Consider the following 11,500-nt stretch of genomic DNA (forward strand, 5'->3'; position numbering starts at 1 on the left):
GCCGTACCATCGGTCTACCAACGCGAAATCGCCCGCTGTGGCGACGCGCTGGTGGTGCAGTTAACTCACCATTCGCGTCGGACGGCCTCGGCCGAAGCCCAGGCTTTGTTGTTGGCGATCAGGGTGCGGCGTTCGGCCTTCTGCTCGTCCGTCATCGGCCCGCTCTTGGCCTGACTGCCACCGTAGCTGTGCAATCCAGCCGCCTTCGCGTCGTGGACGAAGTAGGTGACGTTCGCATCCCCGTCTGCGTAGACACGGACGTGCGCGGCGCGGCCGTCGATGTTCTCGATCTGCTCTACGGTGACGCGCTGGTCGTCCGCGGTGAGGAGTTCGCCGATCCGCGTGTACTCGGTGTCGTAGTACCCGGGATCGCTGTCGAGGATCGTATACCCGCGCGCGGACAGGTCGGATTCGGTATCGGCCTTGGTCTTGGCGCGGGCCTTCTCGTCGCGTGCCCGCTGAGCCGCGTGGGCGAACTGGGCCGGGTCGGTGGTCGCGACCTTGATAAGGTCAGCCCGGATGTCGTCGTCGGCGTCGAACTCGATCAGCACCGCCGCCTGGTCCAGGGTCAGTTGGTGCTCTTGGATCGCGGATGCTGCGACCTGGTTCTCGGTCACCGCGAGGGCGGTTTTGACGTCCTTCTGCTTGGTGCCGGTTCGCCGTGCGATCGCGGTGACAGAGAGTCCTTCAAACGCGAGCTGTTGGAACGCGGCGGCACGGTCGCCGTCGGTGAGGGCTTCGCGTTGGTCGTTCTCGACCACCTGTTGCACGATCCGCTCCGCCGTCACTTCGTCCGCATCCACCACGTAGACGGGGATGGTGGTTAGTCCAGCTTCGCGGGCGGCGAACACGCGCCGCTGTCCGGCCCGGACGGTCACGGTGCCGGCGTCGCGGCGGTGCCCGAGAACGGGAGTGAGAACGCCGTTCTCCTTGATGGACTGCACGAACGCCGGAGTGACCGGTGCGGAGGGGCGCACGTTCGTCTCGATGATCAGGGTGTGGGGGTCGAGGTGCTCGATGGTGCCCGCAACCGTAGTGATGTCGCTCATGGCTCTTTCTCCTTCAACTGTTCTTGTTCGCCTGTCTGGCAAGGGGATCGAGGGAGAGCGGGAGCGGTACGGAGTGCCGGGACCGTGGAATACCGCAGGGAGCGCAGCGAGTGGAGGCTATGCCGCGAAAGCCCGGAACGCAGCCCGCGGGAGCGAACTACGATCGACGGCCAGGCAGACGGACAACCGAGCAAGCAGGGCGCCGAGTGCAGCTCCACTCAGGTCTTCTCTTCACATGAATCGAGCCCACGCCAGCGGTGGCGTGGGCTCGTGGGTGGTTACTGGCAGCTGTCGCACTGCAGGTCGTCCTGTGGGTCGATCGGGACGAGGTATTCGAGGGTGTCGCCTTGGTAGTGGGCGTCGCTGACTTCGTCGTCTGTGGCGTGTGCCTGGATCCAGGTGTCTGCGGTGGCGGGTTCTCCGAGGGCTCGAAGGAGGCCGGCGAGGGCTTCGACTTCGATGCAGCTGAGCCTCGGTGCGATGTCGGAGGCGAGGTCGTGTTTGCTGAACACGGTGATGAAGTGGGTGAGCTCGTTGGTGTCGGTGATGAGGGTGCTCATGATCGTCTTCCTCCCTGCCTGGTTGGTGTGCCGTGAAGACACGCAGTGCCGATCAGGGAGTCCCTCCCGAAGCGCCACCCGTCAGGGCGACGTCAGCCGGCCCCGAAGGGGCTTGCGCGCAGGGCGGCCACCGAACAATCGCCGCAGGCTTCACGGCACAACAACCAGCAAGAGAGGAGAGCAAGTACGCATTTGACTTAGGTCAGCGTCGACGCTCGATCGTGCGTGCTGGTTTCGACCGGACGGCGTCCTTCCACACCCAGCCCTCGTGCACTTGGCCGTCGCGGGCGGTGAACCGGATGCGGACCGCGTGCTCGTTCCACGCCACCACTTCGACCTCGGGTCGGACGACGGCTTCGTGGAAGCGCACGTACGCGATCGCCGGCGACGGCGAGTTCGGGACGATCGCTGGGTCGTGTTCGAGGTCGACTTCTTGTTCGGTCAACCAGACCGGGCGTGGCCGGGTGATCGCTTGTTCGATCGCGCGGTCCATCCCGGAGCCCGGGTAGCGGCGGTTCTGTCCCACCGTCAGGCGGGGTCGACGTCGACCAGCACCCAGCCGGTACCGACGGACTGCAACTGCATGGACCGGATCTCGGACGAGTCCTGGTCCGAGACTGCAACGACGGACCACCCGACGAGCCGATCGACGGGATGTGTGAGAGCGTCGTGCGTAGTGCTCGACTTGACGGGCTCGGCGGCGATGACGCGGTAGCGGTTGTCGCGCCAGACAGGCCGGTTCGGAGTTCCGGCATCGGCCCAGATGTGGACGATGTCAGGGGCGGGAGCGATGCTCATGGCCAGTTCCTCCGATCGGGTAGCGGGTGTCGGCTCTACTGGCCACAATAGAACATATGTTCGAATGTTGGAGCGCCGAGCCATGAGAGTTCTGCAAGCGGGAGAGCGCGTCTGGTTGGTCGTGGCCGACACTGGCACGCGCATCCACTTCGCGATCGAGTACGGGCCGGCAGTGCATCAGCGCACACATGAGACGCTCATGATGTACCGGGTCGACCACTTCACGATCAAGCGCGCCGATCGATGGCCATTGGGGTACTACGGGGCGTTGAGGGAGGCGGTCGACGCGTGCGCTCTGAGTTTAGGGATGCCCAATTTCCTTATACCGATCACGGCGCCAGACGGGTCGATTGTTAGTCCGGAGGAGCAGAAGTCTCGGTGGCAATCTGGGCTCGACCCGCGCACCGGCGCCGCCCGATCAACCGAAGCGGCTACTGAATCGCGTCAGGTCAGAGTGAGGTAAACCCGGTCGTTTCAGTTCGTCGGTGTGGGCTCGGCAAGGCGCGTCGAGTCTGGTGCATCAGGCGTCCTTGGCGACGGTTCGGACAGAATCGAAATTCTCGGGTAGCGAGTCGCGGCGAACGCGCTTTCGTCGATGCGCTCGATTGTCTTCGCCGATCGGAAGAGTCGTCGACGAATCTCCCAAGCGAGATCCCCGAGAAGCGTTCGTGGGTCATGCCCTTCGAAGTGTCGTTTTAGGATCGCTGCCTGTCCGATCGACGGGACCCGGATTGGCAGTTCTGTAACGACCGCCAGGAGATATAACACGCAGATGCGGAGTTCGTAGTCCGCAAGCGGAAGCGGTGCGATCGAGAGAGGACCGCGCGAGCGTACCGTGATCGCGGATTCAACGTCCATTGCCACCTCACGTAGCTTCGGCGAGTCCTGATCTGGCGCGAGGAGTTCGTTGTATAGGGCCGCGAGCGCGTGGTCGAGCTTGTCAACAGATTCGTTCAACTCGCGATGGTGCTGTGCAAAAACGCCGACGACGAGCCCGAGGATTGCGAGCGCGACGCTTGGCCAGACCGCTTGAGCGTTGAGATAGCGAGCGGCTCCCGCGCCGACAATTGTGCCGCACGTGAAGACCCCGAACGAAATAACGAGGAGTGCGAGGCGACGCCCATCGTATCCCAGAGACTTGCTGGTCGCGGACACGACTGCTGTCCCCGACGAGAGGGCGCTCATCGCGAAGATCGTTCCAATCACTCCGAGGCTGAGGAGAAGCAGGAATAACCATCCGCTCGCTGCGGACTTCGCTGCAGCGAAGGCAAAGCCGAGTAGCACCGCCGAGTTCACCGTGGCGAGCAGCAGACGTAGGCGGCGACCTGCGGTTGTTCCGGCACGCATGACCTTGGCGGTTCGAGCGAGGTACGCGTCCGGGGCTGCCCAGACGAATACGAAGAACCCGCTGATGGCTACGCCAACGAAGAGGTAGGCGCGAAACCATGGTAGAAAATCGGACACTGAAGGCATCATGATTCCGAGCGTCGTCGCGCTGCCGATCCCCAGAACGAACATGCCTATGCCAATCCAAGCGAGCACTCGGCTAGGCCCCTTGGCTCGTCGTATTCTCGGGGTCAGGCTGTTTGCTAGATCTTCGGCTGCGGCCCAAGCCAGGGGCAAATTAGAGGTCGTTCGCGTGGGCATGGCCCCATCCTTATGGCGTTCGACTGCGTGTTCTGCTGTGACGGGCCCGTGGCTCGCCGCCGTGACCACTACTGGGGTGGACAGGACTATCGCCCTTAATGGCGGCATATGAAAGCGTCTGTTTGCGGCTATCGGGTTGCTCGTCGGTGGTCGCGCGTAGCGTGACGGTGCTTCCATTAGATCCTCAGTTACTCGAGCTGAGGGCGAGGGGCTTGAAGAGCAGGAGGATTCGACGTGGCTCACGAGGATCACGTAAAGACGTACAAGGTGTACGTCAACGGTGTTGAAAAGGTTGTCGATAACGAGGTGCTCACCTATGAAGAGGTCGTCCACCTCTTCATAGCGCAGCCAGTCGAGGGGACAATCTACGCCGTGAGCTTCGAGCACGGCCGAAAGCCTAAAGAGGGTGAGCTCGTCGCCGGGCAGTCCGTCACAATCAAAGAGAACACTGAGTTTGACGTCGATGACACTGGTCGGTCGTAGCCCGGACCTCGCGAGGCTTGTCGAGGAGGGGTATGACATCGAGGTCCGCGGTGCGGATCTCCTTGTGCATCACGTTCCTTATGTCACGAGCGCGGGCGCTGTCGACTACTGCATCTTGGTATCGGACCTGTCGACGAACGGTGAGCAGACGATCACACCCGGTCGTCACGAAGTGTGGGTAGTCGGCGGGGTTCCATATGACCATCAGGGGCGGAAGATCTCGATCATCGCCGACGAAGAAGCGACGAGCTTCGGCGAGGGACTGACCGCTGCTTGCAGGCTATCGGGCAAGCCGAACAACCAGATGCCGCGGGATTACCATCACAAGCTGGCGAACTACGTCGACATTCTCGGTAGGTACGCGCGAGCGGTCTCGCCGAACGCAACGTACAAGGATTACCCGCCACGCGAGTCGACTGCCACAGAATCGGTGTTCCGGTACCACGACTCCGCCGCAAGCCGCTCGGGGCTGAGCGCCGTCACCAACAAACTCGAACTTGACAAGGTCGCAATCGTCGGGCTCGGAGGGACCGGGTCTTACATCCTCGATCTCGTCGCGAAGACACCTGTCCGCGAGATCCATCTCTTCGACGATGACGTGCTCTATGCTCACAACGCATTCCGTGCTCCCGGGGCGGCGAGTCTTGACGAGCTCGTGGCCATGCCGAAGAAGGTCGACTACTTCGCTGGCCGCTACGACGCGATCCGGCGCGATGTGATACCGCATCCGGTCCGTCTCGACGCGACGAACATCGACGAGCTGTCAGAAATGGACTTTGTGTTCCTCTCGATGGACGCCGGACTGGCCAAGGCGCAGATCGTGGGTCAGTTGCAGGCGTGGGGAAAGAGCTTCATCGACTGTGGCATGGGAGTCCGACGACAGGACGATTCGCTCGCGGGCACCGTGCGAGTAACCACAGCGCTGCCGGGCAAGTACGACCACCTCGGAAGCCGTATCTCCTACACGGACGTGGATGCCAACGAGTACGACTGGAACATCCAAACCGCCGACCTGAACATGCTCAACGCCGTGCTCGCCGTCCTGAAGTGGAAGAAGCTCGTGGGGTACTACGTCGATCGAAAGCACGAGCTCAACTCCGCCTACGTCACTGCGAGCAACGGGCTGTTCAGCGGAGACCTGCCTTGAGGCAGTCCGAGTTCATCCCAGAGTTTGTCACCACCATCCCTGAAGAGCTCGAGGAAGGCCGACTCTACATTTCGGAGAGATTTCGCACCGCTTCGCACCTCTGCGCATGCGGATGCGGCGCTCGTGTAGTCACGCCTCTAAAGCCGCCGAAGTGGCAACTCATCAATCGCGATGGCCATGTCTCACTCTCTCCGTCGATCGGCCGGTGGCAATTGCCCTGCCAGTCCCACTACTGGATCCGTGACAACCAGGTCGTCTGGTCGTACTCATTCACAGAGGAGGAGAAGTCTGCCGTACAGCGACGCGACGCACAGGCGGTTCGCGACTATTACGCTGCCCGGCGCCCTCGAACTCGCGGATTGCTCAGACAATTGTGGCGCCGTCTCACTGGGCGCGATCGTTTGCGGTAGGTGCGCGCAACCTCCAACGTAATGACCGGCGAGCCGGTCGAGTCTGAATATGACGAGCCGTACAGCCCCCACAAAAACCCCACAACCTCAGTAATCGAATGCGGTGCGATGTCATCGAGGAGCCGCGGAATTCCGCGGATTTCCGAGCATCTGAAGGCCAATTAAGGGGCCTCGTCAGGGTTCAAATCCCTCCGTCTCCGCCGATCGAAACCCCCGGAATCCCGCCGATTCCGGGGGTTTCTCATTAGTCGGCGCTCAATCGACGACCGCGAATCCACCCGTCCACGAGATGCGCTCCGCCGCGGCCAGCGTGATCTGGAGGAAGCCGATCGCCTCCAGCTCGCGGGCGCGCTTGAGGGAGCCGGCGTCGATGGCGCGCAGGCCGCCGTCGCGGATGAGGTCGGCGAGCCGCTGCTTGGCCTGGTCGTCGTCGCCGGCGATCAGGACGGTGGTCGGGTTCTCGCCGACCTTGCCGGAGGAGAGGGTCGCACCGAGTGTCGTGTTGAACGCCTTCAGGACGGTCGAGCCGGGCAGCTTTCCCGCGATGACGGCCGCGGCCGAGGAGTCGGCCGGGACCGCGAGGCCGTCGAAGGTGGCGAAGTCGACCGGGTTGGTGATGTCGACGACCGTCTTGCCGGACAGCGCGTCGCCGTAGGTGGTGAGGGCCGCATCCACTTCGGGGTAGGGGATGGCCAGCACGACGATGTCGCCCTCGACGGCGCCGCCGTTGCGGCCCAGGTACTGGACCGTGGTGCCGCCCGCGGCGAAGAGTCCGCCGATGGCCTTGGCCATGTTTCCGTTTCCGATGATGCTGACGTTGCTCATGGGTCCTTCTCTCGATTGGTTGAAGCGTCAACAAAAACGATAGGGCCGAATACTTGAAGCGTCAAGTAACGTACACTGGGAGGGTGGCGGACAAAGCAGCGGTCGAACGGGAGGCGTGGGAAGGGCTCATCGCTCTCACCCAGTTGCTCCCTCCTGCCCTCGACGCGCAGCTCGCGCGGGACTCCGCTGCCACGCATTACGAGTTTTTCGTGCTGTCGCGGCTCGCCGAGGAGCCCCGACAGCGGATGCGGTTGAGCGCGCTGGCGAAGGCCACGAGCGCGTCCGTCTCGCGGCTCAGCCATGTCGTCACCCGGCTGGGGGCGAGGGGACTCGTCAACCGGGTCCCGTGCGAAGAGGACGGCCGCGCGACCAATGCCGTCCTCACGGAGGCCGGCGCGGAGTTCGTCGCCCAAGCCACGCCGGGTCAACTGGAGGCCGCGCGCAGTCAGCTCCTCGGCGCCTTGACGGAAGAACAGCTCCAGCAGCTGGCCACGATCTCCGGCGCGCTGGTGGATGCCCTGGACCCGCAGCGGCGCCCCTCCGACGCCTGCGCATCGATCGTCCAAGCGGCAGTCAACTGACCGCTGGCGGCGGATGCCGCTCTCTGGCCGAACACCCGTGGCGTCACCGAAAGCAACACGAACGCGTCCGTCGCAGGCAACCCGTACGGTGAAACGAGACCTGTGAGGAGTTCCCGTGACCGAGATCCAGACCACCACCGCCGGCAGCCTGCCGCGCAGCCGCGCACTCATCGAAGCGAACGCCGCGCGCGCTTTCGGCGACGACGGCTTCACGCTGCAGAGCACTCCGGAGTACGAGCAGCTGGTCGCCGAGGCGGTCGGGGAGGTCGTCGATCGGCAGCGGGAGGCCGGGATCACGCAGCCGGGCGACGGCGAGTTCGGCAAGGCGATGTCCAGCCCGGTGGACTACGGCGCGTGGTGGGGCTACTCGTTCCAGCGTGTGACGGGCCTCTCCCTGACCGACGTGAACGCGTTCAATGAGCCGCCGCGCCGCTCGGAGCCGGGACGGGTGGTGCTCACCAGTTTCGGCGACCGCCGGGACCGCCATGCGTTCGCGGAGGCGTACGCCGACCCGGAGGCGGGCGTTCCGTCCGGACGCCTGGCCACCGGGTTCCCGACCACGACGGGTCCGATCGCCTATCGCGGCCAGGAGGCCGTCGCCGCTGATGTCGCGCACCTGCGCGCCGCGCTGGGGGAGGGCGAGAGCGGCTTCCTCACGGCGATCGCGCCGGGCTCCGCCGCTCGCGTCCGCAACGAGTACTACGCGACGGAGCAGGAGCACATCGACGCGTGGGGTGACGCGCTGCGGGAGGAGTACCGCGCGATCGTGGACGCAGGCCTCACCGTGCAGCTCGACGACCCGTCGCTGGCCGAGAACTGGGACCAGATCAACCCCGAGCCGACGATCGCCGAGTACCAGGAGTTCACGCGCATCCGTGTCGACGCGATCAACCGTGCAATCGAGGGCCTGCCGCGCGAGCAGATCCGCCTCCACCTGTGCTGGGGATCCTGGCACGGCCCGCACTCGACGGACATCGAGGTGCGTCACATCCTGCCGGTGGTGCTGCAGGCGAAGGTCGGGTCGATCTCCTTCGAGGCGGCGAACGCCCGGCACGAGCACGAGTGGACGCACTGGGCCGACGCAGCGGAGCGCGGGCTGATCCCCGACGACCTGGTGCTGGTGCCGGGCGTGGTCGGGCATTCCACGAATCTCATCGAGCACCCGGATCTCGTGGCGCAGCGCATCGAGCGCTTCGCCCGCATCGTCGGCCCCGACCGCGTGGTCGCGTCGACCGACTGCGGACTCGGCGGCCGGGTGCACCCGCAGATCGCGTGGGCGAAGCTGGAAGCGCTCGGCGAAGGCGCCCGGAGGGCCGCAGCCGCGGTGTGACGGCGTCGCGCTATTAAGCGCCCGGGGCGGTTACCGGTTCCCGCGGTGCTGTGCGAAGTCCTCGTAATAGTCGACGAAGCGTCCGCGTGTGTCTGACATCGTCACTGTGCACCTCCGGTCTAGGCATGCATTGAACTGCGCTGGCGCCGGGCTGAGGAAGCGGTCGAGCGGTCTCGCGTCACGGCTCGTGGTGTGCCGGTCCAGCACCGCTATCGGAGTTGGGGAAATGTTCCGTCGCCTAAGCCGAGACTCTTGAGATCCGAGAAAATCCACCTCGCGGCTACCTCGGAAGCAGGGCGCATCTTTGACATATCATCGGCTCCCGAAGTCGACCAACCGTAAGCGCCTGACCTATTTCGCGCCGCAAGCCACGACCTTATCTTCCTTGAAATGACGTCTTCATCCTCGTCCGATGCGGTCGCGTGGGCCTTCCGCACGGCTACAGCACGTCCAGAGCCTGACCAGATCGCTTCGGCTCCGGCTGGCACGCAGTCAGCGAGGATGTCCATTGGCACGCGCCATGTTGCCACGAGTGGTATGTCGCCCATTCGTCCCTCGGCGCTTGACCCCTGATCTTGGACACGCTGATTCCAGCACGATGCTGGGGAAGCGAGAATCCAAGGGATGGCTAGGAAGAACTACACGGACGAGTTCCGGCAGCGCGCGGTGGACTTGTATGAGTCCACGCCGGGTTCGACGCTCAAGGGCATCGCCGGGGATCTCGGGATCTCTCGGGGTGCGCTGAAAGAGTGGGTCGACAAGTTCGGTTCCGGGGTCACGGTTGCCCCTGCGTCGCCGCCGGGGGGCGACGGGGCGACCGGAGTCGCAGGCGGCGAAGGTCCTCCGGTTGGAGGCCGACCTCGCGGCCTTGCAGGCCGAGGCCCGCAAGCTCGAGACGGAGCAGGACATCCTCCGTCAGGCGGCGAAGTATTTCGCCGGGGAGACGAACTGGTGAACCGCTTCCAGTTTGTTGAGGATCACAAGGACGCCTACGGCGTGAAGCGGTTGTGTGAGGTCGTCGAGGTCGCCCGCTCGTCGTTCTACGCCTGGCTGGACTCCGCCGGGCGGCGAGCCGCGAAGGCGACAGACGACGCGGTGTTGGCGGCGCGGATCCGGGTGCTGCAAGACCCCGCTCAGGGTGGCGACCGCGCCTACGGGGCGCCCAGGATCACCGCCGACCTCAACGACGGTGTGCCCGTGGCGGAGCGGGTGAATCACAAGCGCGTCGCGCGGGTAATGCGTGAGCACCGTCTCGCGGGGATCCGGTTGCGACGACGGGTGAAGACCACGATCCCGGACCAGTCCGCCAGGCGCTTCCCCGACCTGATCGGACGGGACTTCTCCGTCGGCGACCCCGGCCGCCGCTACGTGGGCGACATCACCTACCTGCCTATCGCCGACGGCACGAACCTCTACCTCGCGTCCTGCATCGATCTCGGCTCCCGGAAGCTCGCGGGCTGGCAAGTCGCCGACCACATGCGCACCGAACTCGTCGAAGACGCCCTCCGTGCCGCGCACCGCGACCGCGGGTCGCTGGTCGGCGCGATCTTCCACTCCGACCACGGCAGCGTCTACACCGCGAAGGCCTACGCCGCGCTCTGCGAGCAGCTGGGCGTGACCCAATCCACGGGCGCGGTCGGCACGAGTGCCGACAACTCACTCGCGGAAAGCTTCAACGCCACGCTCAAGCGCGAACTCCTCGCCGGCCGGTCAGCGTTCCCGGACCAGGCCACCGCCTACCGGGCCGTGTTCCGGTGGGCGAACCGCTACAACACTCGCCGGCGCCACTCCGCGATCGGCAACATCAGCCCGAACGCCTACGAAGCCGCACGCTCCGCTACGCTCGCGGAAGCGGCATAACCGAACCGACACCGTGTCCACGATCAAGGGCCAAGGCCCCCGCACCTGTGGGCCAACATCGACGACTGATATACAACAAGTGACGAGACGCTGTGGCGGGATAGCTCCCGTGTGATGCGCATCGGCGGCCATATTGCCCGCGGACATGCTGCGGCGTTCTGCGAAGTGCCTCGGATGTCTGACACAGGGCGTGGAGGGGCGGACGTCTGAGGCGCCCCACATGCTTGCCCCGCACTTACCCCGCACATTGGAGCGAATCCAGCGCCATTCAAGCGCGGTTCATGCGATCGAAAACCGCGGAAAGCCAACCAAGACGGGCCCTACGCGAGCCTACGAGATCTACTGGAACCTAATCGTGGTTTAGACGCCTTGCGCGCGGATCCCAGGCTGGACGGCCTTCCAGTTGGAATCTAGCGCACCAATTTCACATTCCAAGACTGTTGGCGTTTGACTACATTTTGACTACAACCGTGTGAGTTCCCACGAGATCACATGAGATCACAGGAGCTCTATTTCGTTGACATTCCGCGGAAGTTTGCCCGCATGCCAAGGGGCTTAAGCCCCTGAACTAGAGTTCAAATCCCACCGGTACCGCCACGAAAACGCCCCGAATCCCTTGAAAACACAGGGATCCGGGGCGTTTTTGCATCGGTCCGCGCCGCTGCGCGCGACTTTTCCATCGTCTCTTCCACGGTTTGGCGTTGCATTGTCTCGACTAGCTGAGTCCGCGCGGGGTCAAGTCCCGTGGAGTGGTGTAACCGTTTCGTGATCCTTCAGGGATGTGGGGGCTAGTTTTCGTTGTGATTGCAG

12 protein-coding genes and 1 pseudogene are annotated in these 11,500 nt (G+C 64.3%); 7 read left to right on the forward strand and 6 right to left on the reverse strand.

Annotated elements, in window-relative coordinates:
* Window positions 1-65: 65 nt before the first annotated feature.
* The 5 genes from AC1ROW_RS21790 to AC1ROW_RS21810 form a co-directional block, all read right to left on the reverse strand.
* A complete protein-coding gene (locus AC1ROW_RS21790; RefSeq protein WP_493021733.1) occupies window positions 66-1,049 on the reverse strand; it encodes a ParB/RepB/Spo0J family partition protein in 984 nt (327 codons plus the stop codon).
* A 278-nt stretch (window positions 1,050-1,327) separates the two neighbouring features.
* Window positions 1,328-1,609 (reverse strand): hypothetical protein, encoded by a 282-nt coding sequence (locus AC1ROW_RS21795; protein ID WP_493021735.1) that lies wholly within the window; start codon window positions 1,607-1,609, stop codon window positions 1,328-1,330.
* Window positions 1,610-1,811: 202 nt separating this feature from the next.
* Window positions 1,812-2,135, reverse strand: coding sequence for a hypothetical protein (locus AC1ROW_RS21800; protein ID WP_493021737.1), 324 nt, complete (start codon window positions 2,133-2,135; stop codon window positions 1,812-1,814).
* A gap of 2 nt (window positions 2,136-2,137) precedes the next feature.
* On the reverse strand, window positions 2,138-2,407 hold the full coding sequence (locus AC1ROW_RS21805) for a hypothetical protein (protein ID WP_493021740.1): 270 nt from the start codon (window positions 2,405-2,407) through the stop codon (window positions 2,138-2,140).
* A 474-nt stretch (window positions 2,408-2,881) separates the two neighbouring features.
* Window positions 2,882-4,054 carry a hypothetical protein gene (locus AC1ROW_RS21810; protein WP_493021742.1) on the reverse strand — a complete coding sequence of 391 codons (1,173 nt, stop codon included), beginning with the start codon at window positions 4,052-4,054 and terminating at the stop codon, window positions 2,882-2,884.
* 234 nt (window positions 4,055-4,288) lie between these two features.
* Between AC1ROW_RS21810 and AC1ROW_RS21815 the strand changes: the two genes are divergently transcribed.
* From AC1ROW_RS21815 to AC1ROW_RS21825, 3 genes are read left to right on the forward strand one after another with little or no spacing between them, the layout of a single operon-like run.
* A complete protein-coding gene (locus tag AC1ROW_RS21815) occupies window positions 4,289-4,537 on the forward strand; it encodes a multiubiquitin domain-containing protein (RefSeq protein WP_493021744.1) in 249 nt (82 codons plus the stop codon).
* Window positions 4,518-5,684, forward strand: a complete 1,167-nt coding sequence (locus tag AC1ROW_RS21820; protein WP_493021746.1) for a ThiF family adenylyltransferase — start codon at window positions 4,518-4,520, stop codon at window positions 5,682-5,684. The genes AC1ROW_RS21815 and AC1ROW_RS21820 overlap by 20 nt, the downstream gene beginning before the upstream one ends.
* Window positions 5,585-6,094, forward strand: coding sequence for a ubiquitination-like system serine protease family protein (locus tag AC1ROW_RS21825; RefSeq protein ID WP_493021748.1), 510 nt, complete (start codon window positions 5,585-5,587; stop codon window positions 6,092-6,094). Before AC1ROW_RS21820 ends, AC1ROW_RS21825 begins: the two co-directional genes overlap by 100 nt.
* Window positions 6,095-6,349: 255 nt before the next feature.
* On the opposite strand, the gene AC1ROW_RS21830 is transcribed toward AC1ROW_RS21825, so the two are convergent.
* A complete protein-coding gene (locus AC1ROW_RS21830) occupies window positions 6,350-6,919 on the reverse strand; it encodes an NADPH-dependent F420 reductase (protein ID WP_493021750.1) in 570 nt (189 codons plus the stop codon).
* Between the two features lie 83 nt (window positions 6,920-7,002).
* On the opposite strand from AC1ROW_RS21830, the gene AC1ROW_RS21835 reads away from it, so the two are divergent.
* The 4 genes and pseudogenes from AC1ROW_RS21835 to AC1ROW_RS21850 all read left to right on the forward strand — a co-directional run bounded on the left by AC1ROW_RS21835 (window position 7,003) and on the right by AC1ROW_RS21850 (window position 11,413).
* A complete protein-coding gene (locus AC1ROW_RS21835) occupies window positions 7,003-7,500 on the forward strand; it encodes a MarR family winged helix-turn-helix transcriptional regulator (RefSeq protein WP_493021752.1) in 498 nt (165 codons plus the stop codon).
* Between the two features lie 115 nt (window positions 7,501-7,615).
* A complete protein-coding gene (locus AC1ROW_RS21840) occupies window positions 7,616-8,830 on the forward strand; it encodes a cobalamin-independent methionine synthase II family protein (protein WP_493021754.1) in 1,215 nt (404 codons plus the stop codon).
* A 624-nt stretch (window positions 8,831-9,454) separates the two neighbouring features.
* Window positions 9,455-10,690 (forward strand): annotated as a pseudogene (locus AC1ROW_RS21845) (IS3 family transposase).
* Window positions 10,691-11,320: 630 nt separating this feature from the next.
* On the forward strand, window positions 11,321-11,413 hold the full coding sequence (locus AC1ROW_RS21850; protein ID WP_493021755.1) for an NUMOD1 domain-containing DNA-binding protein: 93 nt from the start codon (window positions 11,321-11,323) through the stop codon (window positions 11,411-11,413).
* Window positions 11,414-11,500: the final 87 nt, after the last annotated feature.

The sequence above is a fragment of the Leifsonia sp. GW821-FHT13C09 genome (assembly GCF_058806435.1).

Excerpts from the sequence above, each read along its gene's own strand:
- AC1ROW_RS21790 (WP_493021733.1), bottom strand. The coding sequence starts at position 1,049 with ATGAGCGACATCACTACGGTTGCGGGCACCATCGAGCACCTCGACCCC.
- AC1ROW_RS21795 (WP_493021735.1), bottom strand. The coding sequence starts at position 1,609 with ATGAGCACCCTCATCACCGACACCAACGAGCTCACCCACTTCATCACC.
- AC1ROW_RS21805 (WP_493021740.1), bottom strand. The coding sequence starts at position 2,407 with ATGAGCATCGCTCCCGCCCCTGACATCGTCCACATCTGGGCCGATGCC.
- AC1ROW_RS21810 (WP_493021742.1), bottom strand. The coding sequence starts at position 4,054 with ATGCCCACGCGAACGACCTCTAATTTGCCCCTGGCTTGGGCCGCAGCC.
- AC1ROW_RS21820 (WP_493021746.1), top strand. The coding sequence starts at position 4,518 with ATGACACTGGTCGGTCGTAGCCCGGACCTCGCGAGGCTTGTCGAGGAG.
- AC1ROW_RS21830 (WP_493021750.1), bottom strand. The coding sequence starts at position 6,919 with ATGAGCAACGTCAGCATCATCGGAAACGGAAACATGGCCAAGGCCATC.